The sequence below is a fragment of the Empedobacter sp. UBA5924 genome, from assembly GCF_002431085.1.
Lineage (GTDB): Bacteria > Bacteroidota > Bacteroidia > Flavobacteriales > Weeksellaceae > Empedobacter > Empedobacter falsenii_B.
Window position 1 is genome coordinate 11,468 of record NZ_DJDM01000017.1, and the last position, 21,986, is coordinate 33,453.

18 protein-coding genes are annotated in these 21,986 nt (G+C 33.5%); 15 read left to right on the forward strand and 3 right to left on the reverse strand.

Features of this window, described 5'->3' with window-relative positions:
* Positions 1-2 precede the first annotated feature (2 nt).
* From B3792_RS03870 to B3792_RS03930, 13 genes are all read left to right on the forward strand, one after another.
* Positions 3-362: an FtsL-like putative cell division protein gene (locus B3792_RS03870; RefSeq protein WP_052217625.1), complete on the forward strand. Its 360-nt coding sequence runs from the start codon at positions 3-5 to the stop codon at positions 360-362.
* Positions 340-2,322, forward strand: coding sequence for a penicillin-binding protein (locus tag B3792_RS03875; protein WP_221855357.1), 1,983 nt, complete (start codon positions 340-342; stop codon positions 2,320-2,322). Before B3792_RS03870 ends, B3792_RS03875 begins: the two co-directional genes overlap by 23 nt.
* Positions 2,319-3,782, forward strand: coding sequence for a UDP-N-acetylmuramoyl-L-alanyl-D-glutamate--2,6-diaminopimelate ligase (locus B3792_RS03880; RefSeq protein ID WP_286494794.1), 1,464 nt, complete (start codon positions 2,319-2,321; stop codon positions 3,780-3,782). The genes B3792_RS03875 and B3792_RS03880 overlap by 4 nt, the downstream gene beginning before the upstream one ends.
* A gap of 3 nt (positions 3,783-3,785) precedes the next feature.
* The gene (gene mraY, locus B3792_RS03885; protein WP_291047154.1) at positions 3,786-5,027 is read left to right on the forward strand and encodes a phospho-N-acetylmuramoyl-pentapeptide-transferase; all 1,242 of its coding nucleotides are present in this window, start codon (positions 3,786-3,788) and stop codon (positions 5,025-5,027) included.
* Between the two features lie 3 nt (positions 5,028-5,030).
* On the forward strand, positions 5,031-6,365 hold the full coding sequence (murD, locus tag B3792_RS03890; RefSeq protein ID WP_291047153.1) for a UDP-N-acetylmuramoyl-L-alanine--D-glutamate ligase: 1,335 nt from the start codon (positions 5,031-5,033) through the stop codon (positions 6,363-6,365).
* A 15-nt stretch (positions 6,366-6,380) separates the two neighbouring features.
* Positions 6,381-7,580: an FtsW/RodA/SpoVE family cell cycle protein gene (locus tag B3792_RS03895; RefSeq protein ID WP_180905153.1), complete on the forward strand. Its 1,200-nt coding sequence runs from the start codon at positions 6,381-6,383 to the stop codon at positions 7,578-7,580.
* Positions 7,552-8,658 carry an undecaprenyldiphospho-muramoylpentapeptide beta-N-acetylglucosaminyltransferase gene (gene murG / locus B3792_RS03900; RefSeq protein WP_286494790.1) on the forward strand — a complete coding sequence of 369 codons (1,107 nt, stop codon included), beginning with the start codon at positions 7,552-7,554 and terminating at the stop codon, positions 8,656-8,658. The genes B3792_RS03895 and murG overlap by 29 nt, the downstream gene beginning before the upstream one ends.
* Positions 8,658-9,998, forward strand: coding sequence for a UDP-N-acetylmuramate--L-alanine ligase (murC, locus tag B3792_RS03905; protein WP_221855345.1), 1,341 nt, complete (start codon positions 8,658-8,660; stop codon positions 9,996-9,998). Before murG ends, murC begins: the two co-directional genes overlap by 1 nt.
* A 1-nt stretch (position 9,999) precedes the next feature.
* A complete protein-coding gene (locus tag B3792_RS03910) occupies positions 10,000-10,731 on the forward strand; it encodes a cell division protein FtsQ/DivIB (RefSeq protein ID WP_291068942.1) in 732 nt (243 codons plus the stop codon).
* On the forward strand, positions 10,718-12,169 hold the full coding sequence (ftsA, locus tag B3792_RS03915) for a cell division protein FtsA (RefSeq protein ID WP_180905149.1): 1,452 nt from the start codon (positions 10,718-10,720) through the stop codon (positions 12,167-12,169). The genes B3792_RS03910 and ftsA overlap by 14 nt, the downstream gene beginning before the upstream one ends.
* A 55-nt stretch (positions 12,170-12,224) precedes the next feature.
* The gene (gene ftsZ, locus B3792_RS03920) at positions 12,225-14,069 is read left to right on the forward strand and encodes a cell division protein FtsZ (protein ID WP_291069004.1); all 1,845 of its coding nucleotides are present in this window, start codon (positions 12,225-12,227) and stop codon (positions 14,067-14,069) included.
* 101 nt (positions 14,070-14,170) lie between these two features.
* Complete coding sequence (locus B3792_RS03925) at positions 14,171-14,623, forward strand: GatB/YqeY domain-containing protein (RefSeq protein WP_125349638.1); 453 nt, start codon at positions 14,171-14,173, stop codon at positions 14,621-14,623.
* Positions 14,624-14,946: 323 nt separating this feature from the next.
* Positions 14,947-15,477: a septal ring lytic transglycosylase RlpA family protein gene (locus tag B3792_RS03930; RefSeq protein ID WP_125349637.1), complete on the forward strand. Its 531-nt coding sequence runs from the start codon at positions 14,947-14,949 to the stop codon at positions 15,475-15,477.
* A gap of 128 nt (positions 15,478-15,605) precedes the next feature.
* Here the strand turns inward: B3792_RS03930 and mqo are convergent, their stop codons facing one another.
* The 3 genes from mqo to B3792_RS03945 all read right to left on the reverse strand — a co-directional run bounded on the left by mqo (position 15,606) and on the right by B3792_RS03945 (position 19,278).
* Positions 15,606-17,081 (reverse strand): malate dehydrogenase (quinone), encoded by a 1,476-nt coding sequence (mqo, locus tag B3792_RS03935; protein WP_125349636.1) that lies wholly within the window; start codon positions 17,079-17,081, stop codon positions 15,606-15,608.
* Positions 17,082-17,216: 135 nt separating this feature from the next.
* The gene (locus B3792_RS03940; protein WP_038332867.1) at positions 17,217-17,717 is read right to left on the reverse strand and encodes an RDD family protein; all 501 of its coding nucleotides are present in this window, start codon (positions 17,715-17,717) and stop codon (positions 17,217-17,219) included.
* A gap of 79 nt (positions 17,718-17,796) precedes the next feature.
* Positions 17,797-19,278 carry a hypothetical protein gene (locus B3792_RS03945; protein ID WP_038332873.1) on the reverse strand — a complete coding sequence of 494 codons (1,482 nt, stop codon included), beginning with the start codon at positions 19,276-19,278 and terminating at the stop codon, positions 17,797-17,799.
* Between the two features lie 148 nt (positions 19,279-19,426).
* Here B3792_RS03945 and B3792_RS03950 point away from each other — a divergent pair, with 148 nt between their 5' ends.
* Entirely contained in the window at positions 19,427-20,602 is a 1,176-nt protein-coding gene (locus B3792_RS03950; protein WP_221855341.1) for a 2-isopropylmalate synthase, read from the forward strand.
* A complete protein-coding gene (gene leuC / locus B3792_RS03955; RefSeq protein ID WP_221855339.1) occupies positions 20,599-21,984 on the forward strand; it encodes a 3-isopropylmalate dehydratase large subunit in 1,386 nt (461 codons plus the stop codon). Before B3792_RS03950 ends, leuC begins: the two co-directional genes overlap by 4 nt.
* Positions 21,985-21,986: the final 2 nt, after the last annotated feature.

Below are 21,986 nucleotides of genomic sequence, written 5' to 3' on the forward strand. Positions count from 1 at the left end.
GAATGGCAAAAAAGAAAAAAATATTACCAGAGAAAAAAACTTTTACAGGTTTGTTGAGAGGTGAGTTTTTAATCAAAACTGGCTCAGAACAAAACTGGAAGTTCATGTTGTATCTGGTAGGTTTGGCTTTTTTGAGTATTTCGAGTTCGCATTTAGTTGATCGTAAAGTGGTTCGAATCGCTGAATTACAAGATAAAGTAGAAGATTTAAAATCTCAATATACAGATAAGCATCGCGATTTGATGCGTATGCAATTAGAAACGGAAATTTTGGAGCGTACAGCAGTGTATGGTTTGAAAATTCCAGATAAACAACCTTATTATATAGTAGACAAAGTTTATGACGAAGTCAGCGAAAAATAAAAACAATATTGTCATCAAAGGATGGGTATTTGCCGGCGCGCTAGCGATTTGGGCCATCTTTATTATTGTTTTTATGTTTCGAATTAATATTGTAGAAGGGGTTGAATTAGAGCGTTTTGCTGAAAAGAATAATTTTAGATTAGATACCGTTACGGCGGAGCGTGGTAATTTATATGCTTCTAATGGCGCATTAATGGCTACAACTGTTACAAAACACAATGTTTATGTGGATTTGACGGTGATCAAAGATGAATTATTTAAAACAGAAATGCACAATCTTGCCGATTCTTTAGGTAAGATGTTTACAAAATCACCTTCTTATTTTTACGACAAATTTTCGACAGAACGTAAAAAGAAGAATCGCTACATGATGTTAGTAAAAGATTTGGATTATGAGCAATATCAACGCATCAAAAAATTTCCAATCTTCAACAAAGGTCAAAACAAAGGTGGATTTATTCATGAAACTGAGTCAAAACGAGAATTAATTGTTCAAGACATTGGTGTTCGTACAATTGGTTACGATGATCAACGCGGAAAAGTTGGGTTAGAAGGAGCTTATTCTGACTTATTAAGCGGTATTGAAGGTCGTCGTTGGGAGCAATTTATGGGACGTGGAAAATGGAAACCAATGAAAAGTTGGGAGCAAGAGCCCCAAGCGGGTTCATCAGTTTACACAACAATAGATGCCGATTTACAAATGGTTGCTTACGATGCTTTGTACAAACAACTTTCTGAATTTGAGGCGCAACACGGAAGTGTAGTCGTGATGGAAGTTCAGACAGGGAAAGTTCGTGCAATTGTGAATTTATCTCGTAAAAAAGATGGAACATATATAGACGATTATAATTATGCGGTTGGTGAAGCTGCAGAACCAGGATCTACTTTCAAAACAGTTTCGTTGCTTGCAGCAATGGATGATGGTTTTATTAATAAAAACTCGACAGTAGAAACGGGAGGTGGAAGTTATAAATTCTATGGTCGTACGATTACAGATACACACGGATACGGAACATTGACTGTAGATGGCGTGATGAAAAAATCGTCTAACATTGGTACAGCTAAAATTATAAATAAATATTACGGAGAAAATCCAAAAGCTTTCTTCAAAAAAATGGATAAATGGCATATGACTTCGCCTCTTGGAGTTGATATTCTTGGAGAAGGAAGTCCAATTATGCACCGTCCAGATAGTAAATCTTGGAGTAATATTACGTTACCTGTAATGGGTTATGGATATGGTTTACAGTTAACTCCAATTCAAATTGTGACTTTCTACAACGCAGTGGCAAATAATGGTAAAATGTTGAAACCATTATTTATGGATAAAATCACACGTAAAGGTGAACCTGATAAAATTTTCGAACCAGTTGTTTTGGTTGATCAATTAACTTCTTTGGAAAATGTAAAACAAATGCAAGAAATGCTTCGAGGAGCAGTAGAACAAGGAACGGGACGTATTATTAGTAATAGTAATTACGATATTGCTGGTAAAACAGGTACTGCTCGTGTTGATTATTGGAAGCGAGACGGTAAAGGAATGCAATATCGTGCATCATTCGCAGGATATTTTCCAGCAGAAAAACCAAAGTATTCTTGTATTGTTGTTGTGCACAAGCCAAATACAGCCAAAGGGTTTTATGGAGGTAGTGTAACTGCTCCGGTTTTTAAGAAAATTGCCGATTGGGTATATTCAAAAACTCCCATACCTTTGCCACGCGATTTAGTAAAAAAGAACGCGGTGAAAGAGTTTAAAAAAGGAGATGATATTAATGTTAGTAATTCTAAAAATATAGTGCCAAATGTGACTGGTCATACAGGATCTAAAGCAATTCCGGTATTAGAAAATTTAGGGTTAGATGTACAATATTCAGGGTTTGGAAAAGTAACAAATCAATCCATTCCTGCGGGAACAAGATTTAAGAAGGGTGAGACAATTTATTTAATGTTGGAAGGATGAGAAATTTAGTTGATGTATTATATAAAGTTTCCATCTCAGAAACGATTGGTTCAACAAAAGTTGAAGTCAATAATATTCAATTTGATTCAAGAAAAGTATCAAACGATGATGTTTTTGTTGCTGTAAATGGAGTTACAGTTGACGGTCATCAGTATATAGAAAAAGCGATTGGTTTAGGTGCTAAAGCAATTGTTTGCGAAGTTTTGCCAGAAAATTTAGTTGATGGAATAACGTATGTGAAAGTTGAAAATTCAACGATTGCATTAGGAATTTTAGCTTCTAACTTTTATGGAAATCCAACAAAAGATTTAAAACTTGTTGGAGTTACAGGTACGAATGGAAAAACAACAACGACAACTTTGTTGTACGAATTGTTTACAAAATTAGGTTATGCTTGTGCATTAATTTCGACGATTAAAATTGTGATTGATGGTGAAGTGATTCCGTCTACCCATACAACGCCAGATATTTTGACATTGAACAAAATGTTTCGCGAAGCGGTAGATAGAGGATGCGAATTTGCTTTTATGGAAGTTTCTTCGCACGGAATTCATCAAAATAGAATTGCTGGTTTGCATTTTGAAGTGGCTGGATTTACGAATATCACACACGATCATTTAGATTATCACAAAACGTTTGCAAATTATCTTGCAGCAAAAAAGAAATTCTTCGACGATTTGCCAAAAACGTCTACGGCAATTTCGAATGCAGATGATAAAAACGGAAAAGTAATGCTTCAGAATACAGTTGCTACGAAAAAATTGTATGCGCTAAAAACTGATGCAGATTTTAAAGGAAAAATTATTGAACACCAATTTGATGGAATGCAATTAGAATTCAATGGAAAAGAATTCTGGACATCATTAATTGGTCAATTCAATGCATATAATTTATTATTAGTTTTTGGTGTAGCGTCAATTTTAGGACAAGATGAATTAGAAGTTCTAAAAGCGTTGAGCACACTTGGAAATGTTGATGGTCGTTTTCAAACATTCAAAACAGAATCAGGAATTATCGTAATCGTAGATTATGCACATACGCCTGATGCGTTAGAAAATGTATTGGATACAATAGAAGGAATTCGTACCAAAAATGAAAAATTAATAACAGTTGTAGGTTGCGGTGGAGATCGTGATAAAACAAAACGTCCTGAAATGGCGGATATCGCGAGCGAAAAATCTAATCTTGCCATTTTTACATCAGATAATCCAAGAACAGAAGATCCAGAAGAAATTCTTCGTGAGATGGAAGTTGGTGTAAAAGCACAATTTTATAATCGCACCTTGAAGATTACAGATCGAAAAGAAGCTATAAAAACAGCACTTAAAATGGCCGAACCAAAAGATATTATTTTAATAGCGGGAAAAGGTCACGAGACGTATCAAGAAATTAACGGAGTAAGAACACATTTTTCTGATGTAGAAGTTGCATCAGAATTGAGTAAAATATTGAACAAATAAAGAATGTTATACTATTTATTTGATTATTTAGAAGGTATTCATTTTCCTGGAGCGCGTATGTTTCAATACACGTCTTTCCGTGCGGGAATGGCAATTTTATTGGCAATGTTCATCAGTTTGTTTTACGGAAAACGAATCATCAGTTATTTACGTAAAGAACAAATGGGCGAAATTGTTCGTGATTTAGGTTTAAAAGGGCAAGTCGAAAAAGCTGGAACGCCAACAATGGGTGGTTTAATCATCATTTTGGCGACATTAATTCCGACTTTACTTTTTGCGAGATTAGATAATATTTACATTATTATTTTGTTGGTTTCAACAATTTGGTTAGGTGTGATTGGTTTTTTAGACGATTACATCAAAGTTTTTAGAAAAAACAAAGAAGGTTTACAAGGTAAATTTAAAATTTTAGGACAAGTTGGTCTTGGAGTTGTAGTTGGATTAATGCTTTATTTCAGTCCAACAGTTACTGTAAAACATCAAGAAAATAGAGTAAAAACAGCTGTAGGAATAGAACAAACAGAATACAACCGACAAATAAAATTTGGTCCAGAAGAAAAAACATTAGAAACGACAATGCCTTTTGTAAAAGGAAATGAATTCAACTATTCTGATATTTTGTTTTGGATGGATGCGCAAGATCGACCAACATGGGCAGTTGCAGCGATTTTTATTTTTGCGGTAATTTTTATCATTACAGCAGTATCGAATGGAGCAAATTTAACAGATGGAATCGACGGTTTAGCAGCAGGTAGTTCGGCTGTGATTATGGCGGCAATCTCGATGTTTGTTTTCGTTTCCGGAAATTTAATGTTCGCCGATTATTTGAACATTATGTTTATTCCGCGTTCAGAAGAAGTCTTGATTTTCTGTGGAGCTTTCCTTGGAGGTTTGATCGGATTTATTTGGTATAATACCTATCCAGCTCAAGTGTTCATGGGAGATACAGGAAGTTTAACAATCGGAGGAATTATTGCTGTTTTAGCAATTATCGTTCGTAAAGAATTATTATTACCAATTTTGTGTGGAATATTTTTCGCAGAAAGTTTATCAGTAATGTTACAGGTGTCTTATTTCAAGTACACGAAAAAGAAATTTGGTGAAGGTCGTAGAATCTTTTTAATGTCTCCTCTACATCACCATTTTCAGAAGTTAGGTTATCATGAAAGTAAAATCGTGGTGCGTGCAATTATCATCGGAATCATTTTAGCGGTAATTAGTATTATTACCTTAAAGATTAGATAAAAAATGAAAAGATTAGTCGTTTTAGGAGGAGGAGAAAGTGGCGTAGGAACAGCTATTCTTGCGAAGAAAGAAAACTTTGATGTTTTTCTTTCGGACATGGGACAAATAAAAGACAAGTATAAACAACTTTTGGAGGAGCACGGAATTGCTTATGAAGAAGGTCAGCACACAGAAGAATTAATTCTGAATGCCGATGAAGTAATGAAAAGTCCAGGTATTCCAAAAAAATCAGCGCTAATTCAGAAATTAGAAGCGAAAGGAATTTCAATTATTTCTGAAATTGAATTTGCGTCTCGTTATACAGATGCAAAAATTATTGCGATTACAGGATCTAATGGAAAAACAACAACAACAAGTTTGATGTTCCATATCCTAAAGCAAGCTGGATTAAATGTAGGATTAGGTGGCAACATCGGAAAAAGTTTTGCAAAATCTGTAGCTGAAGATAACTTCGATTATTATGTACTAGAAGTAAGTAGTTTTCAGTTAGATGATATCAAAATAGATTTCAAACCGTATGTTGCAATTTTACTGAACATTACACCAGATCATTTAGACCAATACAATTATCAGTTTGATTTGTATGCAAAGGCTAAATTCAGAATTACTGAAAACCAAGATGAAAACGATTATTTTATCTACAATTTGGATGATCCAAAAACAATGGAGATGATTGATAAGATTGATATTCGAGCTCATCGCAAACCGTTCACAATGATGGATGCAACAAATGAAGCATACGCAAACAATGAATTGTTCCGTGTGAACGATTCGAATGGTGATTTTACAATGTTAGTGAATGATTTAGGATTAATTGGTAAACACAATGTTTCTAATTCATTGGCTGCGGCTGTAGCTGCAAAAATTATTGATATCAATAATGAGGAACTAAAAAAGAGTTTGTCTGATTTTAAATCGGTTGAACATCGTTTAGAGCCTGTTTTGACAATTGGAGGAATAGATTTTATCAACGATTCTAAAGCAACAAATGTGAATGCAACATATTTTGCTTTGGAAAGTATGACGAAACCAGTTGTTTGGATTGTTGGAGGAACTGATAAAGGAAACGATTACAACGAAGTTTTACCTTTCGTGAAAAAGAAAGTGAAAGCAATTGTTTGTTTAGGTGTTGATAACGCAAAAATTGTTGATTTTTTCAGTCCATATATCGATACAATTGTTGAAACAAATACAATGAAAGATTGTGTAGAACAATCATATAAATTAGCAACAAAAGGAGAAACGGTTCTTCTGTCACCAGCTTGTGCAAGTTTCGATTTGTTCAAAGGTTACGAAGATCGTGGAGATCAATTTAAAGAAAACGTACGCAAATTATAATAACATAACCAACCAATGTCTAACATCGTACAAAAATATTTTAAAGGCGATAAACCGCTTTGGGCTTTCATTTTATTGTTAGCACTATTTTCGTTCTTACCTGTTTATTCTGCAAGTTCTAACTTGGTGTATACGGTAGGATCGGGAACTATTTTTGGGCATTTAGGTAAGCACGCTGTGATTTTATTAATTGGTTTATTTATCATTTATGGATTACAACGTATTGATTATCGTTGGTTTGGTTTGTTTGCTTTAACAGCGGTTGTTATACTTTCTGGAGTTTTGGCAATAACACTCGTACAAGGACAAACCATTGGAGGTGCAAATGCTGCGCGTTGGTTAACTATTCCAGGGACTGGAATTGGTATTCAGCCTTCGATGATTGCTTCGCAAGCGTTGTTGATTTATATAGCTCGTTATTTAACAAAAAATAGAGACAAAGAATATACATGGAAAAATACAGCAGTTCCATTATTCTTACCAATTATTGTAATTGTAGGATTAATCTTTCCTTCTAATGGTTCAACAGCGTTGATGTTAGCTGGAATGTGCGGAATATTGTTGATTATTGGTGGATTTCCATTCAAATATTTATTTACAATTGCCGGAGTAGGTTTAATACTCGGTGGCGGATTCGTGTGGATGGCTTTATCTCGACCAGATTTAGTAACAAATTCTCGTGTGCACACATGGATGTCACGTATCGAGAAATTTAATGACGATTCTGGATTAGAAAGTTATCAAGTTTTACACGCAAAAGCTGCAATTGCGAGAGGATTGAATGAAATGGCTGGACCAGGAAAAAGTGTTTTCAAACAAACTTTACCGCAGTCATCATCCGATTTTATCTTCGCGATTATTGTAGAAGAATATGGTGCAATTGGTGCAATTCTATTAATCGGAATTTTCCTTCTGATTTTAATACGGATTTGTATCATCGCATCTAAAATTCATACCGTTTTTGGTACGCTACTTGTATTTGCAGTGGGCTTACCAATTATTATACAAGCGATGGTAAACATGGCGGTAGCGGTTAATTTAATTCCTGTAACAGGGCAACCATTGCCAATGATTAGTTACGGAGGAACATCCATTTGGATGACATGTATTTCGTTCGGAATAATTTTGAGTGTAAGTACTCAGATTAAATCGCAAGAAGAATTAGAACAAGATAGAAAAGTATTAAGTGAAGAATACATCGAAGACATCGCCTAAAGTTTTAATAAGCGGCGGAGGAACAGGTGGACATATTTATCCAGCCATTGCAATTGCAGACGAAATAAAACGTCGTTTGCCAGATGCACAAATTTTGTTCGTTGGAGCAGAAGGAAGAATGGAAATGGAAAAAGTGCCAAAAGTTGGGTATGACATAAAAGGTTTACCAATTTCTGGATTTGATAGAAGTAACATGAAAGCGAATTTAAAGTTCCCTTTCAAATTGATAAAAAGTTTAAATCTTGCAAAGAAAATCTACAAAGATTTTCAGCCAGATTTAGCTGTTGGTACAGGAGGTTATGCAAGTGGACCAATGTTGTGGGTAGCGGGAAGTAAAAATGTTCCGATTTTATTACAAGAACAGAATTCGTTTCCAGGAGTTACCAACAAAATTTTGAAAAATAAAGCTAGTGCTATTTGTACAGCTTACGAAGGAATTTCTCAGTTTCCGCAAGAAAAAGTGCATTACACAGGAAATCCTATTCGTGCCGAAATTTTTCAAAATTTACCTTCAAAAGCAGAAGCAATTTCAGCTTTTGGATTAGATCCAGAAAAACCAACTATTTTATCAGTTGGTGGTTCACAAGGATCAAGAGCAATGAACAATGCTTGGTTAGAAAACCTTGACGAATTTGTTGCAAGTGGCGTTCAATTGATTTGGCAAACAGGAAAGTTAGATTATCAAAAAATCAAAAATTTGGTTGGCGATAAATATCCAACGATTCATGTAACCGAATTTATTTTCAACATGAAAGATGCTTATGCAGCTTCGGATATGATTGTTTCTCGTGCAGGAGCAATGGCGATTTCGGAATTGTGTATTGTAGGAAAAGCAACTATTTTGCTTCCATTGCCAACAGCGGCAGAAGATCATCAAACCAAAAATGCACAAGCATTGGTTGAAAAGGATGCAGCGATCATGGTGAAAGATGCAGATGCAAAACAAATTTTAGTCAAAGAAGTAATTGCTTTGGCGAATAATGAAGAATTAAAAAATAAATTATCTCAAAACATTAAGCAATTAGGGAAACCGTACGCAACAAAAAAGATTGTAGATATATTATTGAATTTATTATAATGAATATTTTAGATAAAACATATTATTATTTCATCGGTGCAGGAGGAATCGGAATGAGTGCTTTGGAACGTTTCTTCAAGTCAATCGGAAAAGAAGTTGTAGGTTATGACAAAACACAAACCGAGTTAACAACTGAATTGATTGCTGAAGGAATTGATATTCATTTTGAAGATAACATCGAGTTAATTCCAGCAGGAATTAATCCAAAAAATACGTTGGTAATTTATACGCCAGCAGTACCAAAAGATCATTCAGAACTAAATTATTTTTTAGTGAATGATTTTAAAGTCATGAAACGTTCAGAAGTGTTAGGTGAAATTACCAAACATACATACAATATTGGTGTTGCGGGAACACATGGAAAAACAACGACTTCATCTATTTTAGGACATATCCTAAAAGTTGCGAATGTAGAATGTACAGCTTTTTTAGGTGGTATTGCAGAAAATTACGATTCGAATATCATCTTAAATGGATCTAAATATACAGTTGCAGAAGCCGATGAGTTTGACCGTTCTTTCTTACGTCTTTCTCCAAAATTAGCGATTATCACAAGTGATGATGCAGATCATTTGGATATTTATGGTGAGCGTGATGAAGTGAAAAAATCGTTTCAAGAATTTGCGGCAATTGTGGAAGAAAAATTATTTGTTCACAAAGGTTTGCCTTTCGAAGGAGCTTTTACGTATGGAGTAGATTTGGACGCAGATTATGATGGACACAATGTAAGAATTATTGATGGACATTATGTGTTTGATGTAAAAACGCCAAACGGTTCATTGACAGACGTTGGAATTTTATTACCAGGCCATCACAATATGGAAAATGCGGTTGCGGCTTTGGCTGTTGCAGATTATATGGGTGTTCCTCATGATAAAATTAAAGAAGCTTTATCAACTTTTGTTGGAGTTAAAAGACGTTTTAATCGTTTCGAAGCAAATGGAAAAATTTACATCGACGATTATGCACATCATCCAACAGAATTGAATGCAGCAATTCGTTCAGTTCGTGAACTTTATCCGGGTAAAAAAGTGTTGGGAGTATTTCAGCCTCACTTATTTACACGTACAAGAGATTTCGCAGAAGAATTTGGACAAAGTTTATCGCAGTTAGATAGTTTGATTTTATTAGACATTTATCCTGCCAGAGAGTTACCAATCGAAGGAATTACTTCAAATTGGTTGCTAGAAAAGGTGAATTTAAATGAAAAAATAGTATCTTCATTAGAAGATAGTTTAGCAAACATCAAAAAACAAGATTTTGATGTATTATTGACTGTGGGAGCAGGAAATATTGATACAATTGTTAAACCAATAAAAGAGTGGTTAAGTGAAGCGTAAATTGAAAATCATAAAAGTGATTTTTGGAGTTGCCTTGCTAATCGGTTTGATTAGTTTTACGGTAATTAAAAATGCTTCGCGTACAGTGAATAAAATTGACGTGGCGTTTGTTCAGCCAGTTGATAATTATTTTATTAATGATGAATCGATAAGAGAAATTATCAACAGAGATGGAAAAGACATTCTGAAACAATCTCTAAGAGAAGTGAATGTAAAAGAAATCGAACAAAAAGTAAGTGAGAGTCCTTTTGTGGATTCTGTACAAGTAAGTAAAGATATCAACGGACATTTACGACTTGACATAAAAGCAAACTCAGCAGTAGCAAGAATAAAGACGCTGAAAAATGAATTTTATTTGACAACAAAAGGCGGAAAAATGCCTTTATCTAAATTAAATTCAGCAGATGTAATCTTAGTTTCTGGTGATGTGAAACCGAATGAATATGAGGATTTGAGTAAATTTGTTCAAGCTTTGAAAGCAGACGATTTATTAAAAAATCATATCATAGCAATTCAAAAAGTGGGACAACGTTCTTTTAATTTAATTGTAAACACAGGAAACTATTATATAGAATTAGGAACTTTAAACAACTTTGAACAGAAGTTACATAATCTAAAATTATTCTATAATCAATACATTGATTTTATAGGAACTGAAGATTATGAAAAATTGAGCTTGAAATTTGTAAACCAAGTTGTAGCAACCAAACGAATAAAAAATGGAGAACAATAGTAAGATCGCAGTTGGCTTAGACATAGGGACTACAAAGATTGTAGCGCTTGTCGGACGAAAAAATGAGAACGGAAAAATCGAAATTCTTGGACACGGACAAGCAAAAAGCTTAGGTGTACACAGAGGTGTTGTAAATAATATTACACAAACCATTAACTCGATAAAAGAGGCAATTGATAAGGCTGAAAGATCATCTGGTGTCAAAATTACTGATGTTACTGTTGGTATTGCTGGACAACATATTCGTAGTTTACAACATAGCGATTACATTACTCGTACCAATTCAGAAGACGTGATTGATGATAATGATTTAAAGTTATTAACAAATCAAGTTTATAAGTTGGTGATGTTACCTGGAGAAGAAATTATCCATGTTCTTCCTCAAGAATTTAAGGTTGATAACGAAGGTGAAATCCGTGAACCAATTGGTATGTACGGAAGTCGTTTAGAGGCTAATTTCCATGTGGTTGTAGGACAAGTTTCATCTATCCGAAATATTGCACGTTGTGTAAAAGCTGCTGGTTTACGTTTGGCAAGTATTACTTTAGAACCAATTGCATCGTCTAGTGCTGCGCTTAGCGAAGAAGAAAAAGAAGCTGGTGTTGCATTGATCGATATAGGTGGTGGAACAACGGATATTGCAATTTTTAAGGATAATATTATTCGTCACACATCTGTTATTCCGTTTGGTGGAAATGTGATTACAGAAGACATCAAAGTTGGATGTTCTATCATTGGTAAGCAAGCCGAAGCTTTAAAAGAAAAATTTGGTTCTGCTTGGCCAGGAGAAAATAAAGAAACTGAAATTGTATCGATTCCTGGTTTAAAAGGACGCGAAGCAAAAGAAATATCATTAAAAAGATTGTCACAAATTATTCATGCACGTGTGCAGGAAATTTTGGAACAAGTATATTTGGAATTGAAAAATTACGGTTGCGAAGATCAAAACAAAAAGTTGATTGCAGGAATCGTTTTAACAGGTGGTGGATCTAAATTGAAACACATTCGTCAACTTACAGAATATGTAACTGGAATGGATGTAAGAATTGGATATTCTAACGAACATATTGTTGGTGCAAAAGCTGAGGAAATTAGTGGACCAGAATATGCAACATCTGTAGGTTTATTAATGAAAGGTTTAGAAGAATTAGCGGCGAATTATCAGCACGAAATTTATGAAAAACCAGTTATTAATAATTTAAATAACCAAGAAGAATTAGAAATTGGAATTCAACCAACACAACAAAAAAAGACTGTAAAAGCTGAAATTGTTGTTGAGGAAGAAATTATCCAAAAACCAAAAAGAGAAGAAGTAGTGGACGAATTCTTGGATCAAGAAATTGGAGAAAAGAAAGAAGCTAAATCTAAGCCAGAAAAGAAAAACTTCTTTTCGAAATGGACGGATAAATTTATCCAAATGATCAACGAAACTGAATAATAAGAATAAACTAGAATAAATTACGAACCAATTTAATAAGAAGAATATGAGTGATATGTTAACAGGAGATATTGTGTTCAACTTACCAAAGAGCCGATCTCAAGCTATCAAAGTAATCGGAGTAGGTGGTGGAGGTAGTAATGCCGTAAACTACATGTTTGAACAAGGAATTGCAGGTGTAGAATTTGTAATCTGTAATACGGACTCTCAAGCATTAGCAAATAGTCCAGTACCAACAAGAATTCAATTAGGACAAGCAATAACAGAAGGTTTAGGAGCTGGAGCAAATCCTGAGGTAGGAGAGCAATCTGCTATCGAAAGTATGGATGATGTAAAAGCTGTTTTAGACGAAGGGACTAAAATGGTCTTTATTACTGCCGGAATGGGTGGTGGTACAGGAACCGGAGCAGCGCCAGTAATTGCTGGTATTGCAAAAGAAATGGATATCTTAACAGTAGGAATTGTTACAGCGCCATTCTTTTTCGAAGGAAGAATGAGGTTGGAACAAGCCGAAAAAGGTATCGAAAAATTAAGACAAAACGTAGATTCATTGATTGTGATCAACAATGATAAATTACGTGAGTTATACGGAAACTTAGGTTTCAAAAATGGTTTCTCAAAAGCTGATGAGGTTTTAACAACAGCAGCTAAAGGAATTGCAGAAGTTATTACACAACACTATGCAATGAACATCGATTTACGTGATGCGCGTACAGTACTTAAAAATTCTGGTACAGCAATCATGGGATCTGCACAAGGTTCTGGTGAAAACAAAGCGAAAGATGCAATTTCTTCTGCTTTAGATTCTCCATTGTTAAACAACAACAAAATTACAGGTGCACGTAACGTATTGTTATTGATTTTATCTGGTAATAACGAAATTACAATGGATGAAATCGGTATTATCAATGATTACATTCAACAAGAAGCTGGTAATAGTGCAAATATTATCATGGGTATTGGTGAAGACTTAGATTTAGGAGATTCTATCTCTGTAACTGTTGTGGCAACTGGTTTTCCTACAGAAGATCAGGCGTATACAGGGAAAGAGGAACAAAAAATTGTACACACATTAGAGGAAGAGCAACCAATAAATAAAACATTATCAGTTGAGCAACCTTTTGTAAATCGTGTAAAACCAATGACGTTAGACTTTGGTCGTTCTAATGCTTCTCAACAAGCACCACAAACGCCTCAACAAAATCAAACGCCAGAGGCTCCTCAAAATAATTATCGTCAAGCAGATATTAACCAAAGTTTTCAACAACAAACTTATCACAATACGCCAGAAGAATCTTTCGAAGAAAATAATTCTCCAAAGCGTTATGTTTTAGATGATATTGAAGATGAGCCAGTACAAGAAAGACGTTCTTACGATGATTTCGAACCACGTTTGAAATCTGATTTTAATCGTCCGCAAGAACCAACGAATAATGTAAATAATAATCAAACATATAATTCATATTCTAATCCTGTAGCTTCAGAACAGTCAAATTATCCTCAAAATAATTATGCTGGATACCAAGCTCCAAAGAACGAAGGATATGGAAATGTAGAGCCAATTCAATCTAATGTAACTCATTCTGCTGCTCCACAAGCTGAAGAAGTACAAGTTGCTATAGATCCATTTAGTCAGCCAATTGAGCAATCAAATGATCCTGAATTGAATAGTATGATTGAAGAGAGAAGAAATCGTTTGAAACAATTTAATTTTAAATTCAACAATACGATGACGAATTCTCAAGTAGACGAATACGAAGCAATTCCTGCTTATAAACGTCAAGGATTGAATTTATCTGATCGTAATGATAATCAATCTTCTGATTTTTCTGTCGGAACTAATCGTAACAACGAAACACAAATTCGTCCAAACAATTTTCTACACGATAACGTAGATTAATAAACGATCACTCGTAAAAAATATTCTTATTATAGAAAAGGTTCATTGCTTTTGCGATGAGCCTTTTTTTGTCTTAAATTTGTAGTCTAAAAGCAAAACAAATGAATTTAGAAACTCAAATAATGGCACAGTTAAAAGAAGCGATGAAAGCTAAAAATACTGTTGCTTTAGAAGCTTTAAGAGCTGTAAAATCTGAATTATTATTAGCAAAAACATCAGGTGCTAACGGAGAATTATCAGAAGATCAAGAAATTGCTTTATTACAAAAATTAGTAAAACAACGTAAAGAAGCTGCTGAACAATTCGAAGCAAATGGACGTGCTGAATTAGCTGAAAAAGAATTGGCACAAGCAGAAGTTATTCAACAATTTTTACCTGCTCAATTATCAGACGAAGAATTAACAGCTGCAATTACAGAAATTGTTGCAGAGGTTGGCGCTACTTCTCCAAAAGATATGGGAAAAGTAATGGGAGCTGCTTCATCTAAATTAGCTGGTAAAGCGGAAGGAAAATTAATTTCAGCTAAAGTAAAAGATATTTTAGCTAGTTTATAATTGATTTTTAAATCTTTAAAAATTAAGAAAAGGTAAAGTTTATAACACTTTACCTTTTTTATTTCTTTATTAGATAAATTTCTTCAAATTATATAAAATTATTATTTATTGATAATCAATAGTATATCCGATTTAAATAAATAATTCCCAAAAAAATTAGGATTATAGTTTTATTTTAACATTAAATTAACAAATCGCTGTAAGCATCTAAATTCGCAAAGCACAAGAGATTTTAGAATTAAAAATCAATTGATTAGAATAATTCTAAATAAGAAGCTGTTTATACCCTTAAATTTGCAAAGTAAATCAGAAAAATCTAAAGGATGACGAAAAGCATTACAGCGTTTATAGCAATGTTAATGATTTTTCCAATAGCAAATGCTGATGGTAAAATTTTTAAGGATTCTGGTAATAATGACACAATTATTATGCCAGCTTCTGAGAAAAGATTTAGTAACGATATTGATAATGATACCATCAAAAAAGATACATTATCAGTTGAAGATGAAAAGTTGGTTGGAGAACTTATCGAGAATAGTGCTCGAAAAATCTCGACAGGAGTTGTTTCTTGGTATGGAGACAAATTCCACGGACGCAAGACAGCTAGTGGTGAAACGTATGACAAACACGAACTAACAGCTGCCCATAAGTCTTTACCATTTGGTACGAAAGTAAAAGTTACGAATATCAGAAATGGTAAATCTGTAGTTGTAGAAATCAACGACAGAGGTCCATACGCTAAATCTAGAGTTTTAGACTTAAGTCAAGCTGCATTCAGCGAAATTGGTCACACCAATACAGGAGTGATGCAAGTTGAATACGAAATTATCAAAAGCGAAGACAAGAAAGACTAAGATGTTCAGAAAAAATTAAAAGGTTTGAGAATTTATTCTCAAACCTTTTTTTATGCTCTTAAGTTTCGTGCAAAAAAAATCCTGACAAATGAATATCAGGATTTATAATTATATGATGTAAGAAAATCTTAATCTAAAATTTTAAGCACTTTAGTTGTACGGGCTCTTGATGCTTCAACTAATTCAGCTTGTGCTAAATCTTCACCGTAAGAAGGGATCATTTCTTTGATTGCTTCGTTCCAGTTGTTTTTCATCAAGTCTGGGAAACATTGTTTCATTAAGTTCAACATTGCACTAACAGATGTAGATGCTCCTGGAGAAGCTCCTAATAAGGCAGACATTGTTCCATCTTGAGATGTTACGATTTCTGTACCAAATTTTAAAACTCCTTTTCCATCTTGTTTTTCGATTACTTGAACACGTTGTCCTGCAGTTTGTTCGAACCAATCTTCTAGTTTAGCTTCAGGAAAATATTCTTGTAATTCTTCTACTTTTTTCGCTTTAGATAACATCACTTGTTCTACCAGGTATTTTGTTAAATCGATATTGTTTAATCCACAATTCATCAAAAATCCTACGTTTCCTAAGTTTACAGATTTGAATAAATCGCAATTAGATCCGTATTTTAAGAATTTTGTTGAGAATGTTGCAAATGGACCAAATAATAGAGATTGTTTTCCATCAATAACACGTGTATCTAAGTGAGGAACAGACATTGGTGGTGCACCAATTTTTGCTTTTCCATATACTTTTGCATGATGTTTTTTGATTACTTCTTCGTTTTGACAAATTAACCATTGTCCACCAACTGGGAAGCCACCAAATTTTTTCGATTCTGGAATTCCAGATTTTTGTAACAATAAAATTGCTCCTCCACCTGCACCAATAAATACGAAATCAGCATTAAGTGCTTTGTTATTTCCAGATTTTAAATCTTTTACTTTAACTGCCCATTTTCCGTTGCTAAGACGAGTTAAGTCTTTTACTTCGTGTTCAGTTTCTAACGTGATTTCTTTTTTGTCTTGTAAACCTTTGAAAATTTGACGCGTTAATTCACCAAAATTCACATCAGTTCCCAAGTTCATATGCGTTGCCGCAACTTTTTCATTACCTTTTCTACCGTCAACAATTAATGGAGCCCATTCTCTGATTTTAGAAACATCATCCGAATATTCCATATCCTTAAATAAAGGATGCTGAGATAATTTTTCGTAACGTTTTTTCAAGAAATTTACATCGTCATCGCCCCAAACAAAAGACATATGTGGAGTAGGACGTAAGAATTTTTCTGGAGAAGAAACGTAATTATTTTCGACTAAGTAAGACCAAAACTCTTTCGAAGTTTCAAATTGTTTTGCAATATTAATTGCTTTATCAATATTAACCACTCCATTTTTGTCCATTGGTGTATAATTCAATTCACAAAAAGCAGAGTGACCAGTACCTGCATTATTGAAAGCATCAGAGCTTTCAAATCCAATCTTATCTAATTTTTCGAAAACAGAAATCTTAATAGCCGGATTTATTTTTTTAAGAAGTATGCTTAAAGTAGCACTCATGATACCAGCACCAACTAACACTACCTCTTGAGGTTGTTTTTCCATTTCTCAAAAATATATTTACGTTGCAAAGGTATTAATAAATAGCCTTTTTTGCGAAATAATACGCAGAAAAAACAATGATTTTTTACATAAATTATTGTTTTGAGATAATTTGAATAGATTTTATTTTATAGAAAATTATTCAAACTCAGTTTTTCCAATACTTTCGATGTTGTCTGCTTGTGATAAATCTGCTTCAAAAGCTTTTTTGTTCACAATTGTAGTTTTTGAAATTTTATCGTGCCAACCATTTTCTCCTAAAAAAGTAAGAACATCAAATGGAATTATTCTACAAATACTTCTTGTAAAATAATCTTTCGTTGTAGGTGTAGAACCGTCAATCATCACAACTTTTGTTCCTGTAATAAATTTACCTAATGAACGTCCTTTGGTTAAAAACTCTGATAAAAAAATTAGTAAAACATAAAAAAAGGCTGTGATAACTCTATCAATCAAAGGATTTATATTTTCTAATTGATAAATAATGTCGCTTTCTGGATTAATGATCACAATAACAATTGCTATAAAACCGAAAAATAGCATCGTCAATAAAATGATTGATACATAATCTATAATAAAATTTAAAAAGCGCAATCCTTTGTTCGCTTTATGTTCGCCAACTTTGTAATCTTGGTACATAGTGTTTATGTGTTAATTTAGATGTAAATATATGATAAACACTAAATTTTTAAAATTATTTTATGCAGATAATTTAAGTCTAAATTTTATCCTCCATCCAACGTCTAAGATTAATGTAATTGGTATTTCTTCGCAACAAATTTTGATTGTCCGAATCTTTCAAAAAATCATCTAATTCTCTGAAAGCTTTTACTTTTTCATGTGGGTACAAATCATTCAATTCAATAAAAAATAAACTAATTTTTCGTGTAATAATATTACTATTTTTCATCTTTTTGCAGAATTGATGCGTTTTGTACGAATATGTATCCAATTCTTGATCATTCCCAGAATCATACAAATTCATCATAATCAAAACCAAGGTGTAAAAATGTAAATCTTCTTGAATTGACGCTTCACTATTGATTATTTTTTGACAATACTCGAACGAATTATCCCAATCTTTGTTTAAGAAATAATAGGCAGCAATTTTTAGATAAAGCACCAAAATATGATGATTATCGATTTTATGATGATGCGATTTAATTTCGCGTAAAATATCTTTAATCAAAAATGGACTAATATTTTCTTTCGGATTAATGAAAAAATAATTCAGTTTGCTATTAAATTTATTGATAAACCAAAGCGCTTCCACATTATCATTTTGAGGCAAAATCTCGTAAACAGATTCTAATTTATCAAACCAAAATTTAAATTCTTCAGAATTTTTTTTCAGGTATAAGATCTTTAATAAATAGCTATTTCCTTTAATAAACCAAACTGGATGACTAAGAATTCGTTCTTTTTTCTCGTAAAATAATTCAACCCATTTTTTCGAAAATTCATAGGCAGAGTGTAGGTTTTGCGTTAACATCGACAACCAAACATTTGCTTTGTAAAACCACAGTTTCTCTTTGAATTTTAATTTCTTAAAATCGATATTTTTTGTTTCCGAATCAAAGAAATTCTGAATTTTTTGAATTTCATCATCATCTTTTGCGTATCCATTCTCGAGCAAAATACTATACAATTTTAGCGATAAATTAGACAATTTACTTGCTTGTAAATTCTGTAAACTCAATTCCTCCGATTGTTCAATCAACTGATCTGCACGACCAGAAATACTTCGTGTAATGAATTGTGATTCGATAATTTTTTCGAGTTCTAAAATATCATAAGCAATGGCTTTTTCGTCAAAATCTAAGGCTTGAGTTTTGGCTTTGTCCAACATTTTTAGACTTTGTTTGTGTAAGCCTTTTTGATACAAAATCGTAGCAAAATCAAACTGTTCACGTATTTGCATACGCGAATTTTGTTGCGAAGGATTCATTCTCAAGCTAAACAAAATTTGTTTGTACAAATGCGCTTTTAGATTAGATAATTGTTGTTTCGTGGTAATTTTTTTCTTCAAAATAGCCGTTTCATCATATTCTTCCAACTTATCCAATGCTTCAAATAATAACAAAAATTTTGCATCTGCATTAATTTGCAGACGATTTACATAAAGTTTGAATTGACGTTTTTCGGAACGATTAAGTGACTTTATTAAACTAAATAGTGCGTCTTTGTTATGATTTGACATTGTAATTAAATTATATATAATGTATTGAAAATAAAATGATTATGATAAATATTTTAGCTTTAAGAATTGTAAAACACTTTTCAATTTGAAAATTTAAAGTTAGTACAATTTTAATTTTACATCACAATAACAAACAAAACTAATTGCAATGAGTGCTGAGAAGATTCAAATTTTTGATACGACACTGAGAGATGGAGAGCAAGTGCCGGGGTGTAAGTTAAACAAAAAACAGAAGTTAGAAATTGCGGCTCGATTGGACGAATTAGGCGTTGATATTATCGAGGCTGGTTTTCCAATTTCAAGTCCTGGAGATTTCGAAGCCGTAAATGCAATTTCAAAATTAGTGAAAAATGCCACAGTTTGTGGTTTAACTCGTGCAAACAAAAAAGATATAGAATCTGCAGCTAAAGCTTTACAATATGCCGTAAAACCAAGAATTCATACCGGAATTGGAACTTCGGATTCTCATATTATTCACAAATTTAATTCGAATCGTGAAGCGATTATCGAACGTGCAGTTGAAGCGGTTGCATATGCAAAAACATTTGTAGATGATGTTGAGTTTTATGCTGAAGATGCAGGAAGAACGGATAATGCTTTTCTTGCTCAAGTTTGTGAAGAAGTGATAAAAGCTGGTGCGACGGTTCTTAATATTCCAGACACAACGGGTTATTGTTTGCCTTTTGAGTATGGAAATAAAATTAAATATTTAAAAGATCATGTTCAAGGAATTGATAATGTGATTATTTCTTGCCACAATCATAACGATTTAGGTTTAGCGACAGCGAATGCAGTTGCAGGAGCTATAAATGGAGCACGCCAAATAGAATGTACAATTAATGGAATTGGTGAGCGTGCTGGTAATACGGCCTTGGAAGAAATCGTGATGATTTTTAGACAACACAAAGAATTGAATTTTTATACAGATATCAATGCTCAAATGTTAACAGAATTAAGTCAATTAACTTCTGAAACAATGGGAATGATGGTTCAACCAAACAAAGCAATTGTAGGATCGAATGCTTTTGCGCACAGTTCTGGAATTCATCAAGATGGTGTGATTAAAAACCGTGAAACATACGAAATTATCAATCCAGCAGATGTTGGAGTTAATGAATCCTCTATTATTTTGACAGCTCGTAGCGGGCGTTCGGCGTTAGCTTATCGTCTAAAAGATATCGGTTTCGATACATCTAAAAATGAATTAGATATTTTATATGAACAATTTTTAGAAATTGCAGATTTGAAGAAAGAAGTTGTTCGTGAAGATTTACTTGGATTAATGCATCAGTTTAATCAAACATCACAGAGAAAATTCGCATGAGAACATTATTCGATAAAGTGTGGGATGCCCATGTTGTCAGCCAAGTAGAAAATGGACCACAAGTGATTTATATTGATAAACATTTAATTCACGAAGTAACAAGTCCACAAGCTTTTGCAGAATTAGAAGCGAGAAATATTCCAATTTTTCGACCAAATCAAATTGTTGCAACTGCGGATCACAATGTACCAACGATTAATCAAGATAAGCCAGTTCGAGATCCATTATCAAAACAACAATTAGAGCAATTAGCGATTAATTGCGAAAAAAATAATATTACTTTTTATGGTTTAGGTCATCCGTATCAAGGAATTGTTCACATTATTGCGCCAGAATTGGGTGTTACGCAACCAGGAATGAGCATGGTTTGTGGCGATAGTCACACATCTACGCATGGAGCTTTTGGAGCAATTGCTTTCGGAATTGGAACAAGTCAAGTTGCACAGGTTTTTGCTAGTCAATGTTTGTTGATGAATAAACCAAAATCGATGCGAATTACAGTTAATGGAAAACTGAATCCAAATGTTCAACCAAAAGATGTGATTTTGTATATCATTTCTAAAGTTGGAACAAATGCAGGAACAGGTTTTTTCTGTGAATATGCAGGAGATGTTTTCGAGAATATGTCGATGGAAGGTCGAATGACAGTTTGTAATATGTCGATAGAAATGGGCGCTCGTGGCGGAATGATTGCACCAGATGAAACAACTTTTGCTTATTTAAAAGATAAACCATTTGCACCGAAAGGAGAAGATTGGGAGCAAAAAGTAGCATATTGGAAAACTTTACCAAGTGATGCTGATGCAATTTTTGATGAAGAAATAGAATTTGACGCTGCGGATATTTATCCAATGATTACGTTTGGTACGAATCCAGGAATGGGAATTTCGGTGAAAGACAGTATTCCTTCTAAAGATTCGTTAAGCGATAATGAAAAAGAATCGTTTGAAAAAGCGTTGAAATATATGGGATTCCAAGATAATCAATCAATCATCAATCATCCAATTGATTATGTGTTTATCGGAAGTTGTACAAATGCAAGAATCGAAGATTTGCGTGAAGTAGCAAATTATGTGAAAGGAAAACAGCGCAATGAAAATGTAACTGCGTGGATTGTTCCGGGATCGAAACAAGTAGAAAAGCAAGCGATAGAAGAAGGTTTGGACAAAATTTTTGAAGCCTCTGGATTCAGATTGCGCGAACCAGGTTGTTCGGCTTGTTTGGCGATGAACGACGATAAAGTTCCAGAAGGAAAATATTGTGTTTCGACTTCGAATAGAAATTTTGAAGGACGTCAAGGTCCAAATTCTCGTACATTATTAGCAAGTCCTTTGATTGCTGCTGCTGCTGCAATTCACGGAAAAATTGTTGATATCAATTAAAA

What these genes read in the sequence shown, in the direction of transcription:
- B3792_RS03870 (WP_052217625.1), top strand. Translation starts at nt 3, where the DNA reads ATGGCAAAAAAGAAAAAAATATTACCAGAGAAAAAAACTTTTACAGGT.
- B3792_RS03940 (WP_038332867.1), bottom strand. Translation starts at nt 17,717, where the DNA reads ATGTACCAAGATTACAAAGTTGGCGAACATAAAGCGAACAAAGGATTG.
- B3792_RS03880 (WP_286494794.1), top strand. Translation starts at nt 2,319, where the DNA reads ATGAGAAATTTAGTTGATGTATTATATAAAGTTTCCATCTCAGAAACG.
- mraY (WP_291047154.1), top strand. Translation starts at nt 3,786, where the DNA reads ATGTTATACTATTTATTTGATTATTTAGAAGGTATTCATTTTCCTGGA.
- B3792_RS03925 (WP_125349638.1), top strand. Translation starts at nt 14,171, where the DNA reads ATGAATTTAGAAACTCAAATAATGGCACAGTTAAAAGAAGCGATGAAA.
- ftsA (WP_180905149.1), top strand. Translation starts at nt 10,718, where the DNA reads ATGGAGAACAATAGTAAGATCGCAGTTGGCTTAGACATAGGGACTACA.
- B3792_RS03950 (WP_221855341.1), top strand. Translation starts at nt 19,427, where the DNA reads ATGAGTGCTGAGAAGATTCAAATTTTTGATACGACACTGAGAGATGGA.
- B3792_RS03945 (WP_038332873.1), bottom strand. Translation starts at nt 19,278, where the DNA reads ATGTCAAATCATAACAAAGACGCACTATTTAGTTTAATAAAGTCACTT.
- murD (WP_291047153.1), top strand. Translation starts at nt 5,031, where the DNA reads ATGAAAAGATTAGTCGTTTTAGGAGGAGGAGAAAGTGGCGTAGGAACA.
- B3792_RS03875 (WP_221855357.1), top strand. Translation starts at nt 340, where the DNA reads ATGACGAAGTCAGCGAAAAATAAAAACAATATTGTCATCAAAGGATGG.
- murC (WP_221855345.1), top strand. Translation starts at nt 8,658, where the DNA reads ATGAATATTTTAGATAAAACATATTATTATTTCATCGGTGCAGGAGGA.
- mqo (WP_125349636.1), bottom strand. Translation starts at nt 17,081, where the DNA reads ATGGAAAAACAACCTCAAGAGGTAGTGTTAGTTGGTGCTGGTATCATG.
- ftsZ (WP_291069004.1), top strand. Translation starts at nt 12,225, where the DNA reads ATGTTAACAGGAGATATTGTGTTCAACTTACCAAAGAGCCGATCTCAA.
- leuC (WP_221855339.1), top strand. Translation starts at nt 20,599, where the DNA reads ATGAGAACATTATTCGATAAAGTGTGGGATGCCCATGTTGTCAGCCAA.
- B3792_RS03930 (WP_125349637.1), top strand. Translation starts at nt 14,947, where the DNA reads ATGACGAAAAGCATTACAGCGTTTATAGCAATGTTAATGATTTTTCCA.
- B3792_RS03895 (WP_180905153.1), top strand. Translation starts at nt 6,381, where the DNA reads ATGTCTAACATCGTACAAAAATATTTTAAAGGCGATAAACCGCTTTGG.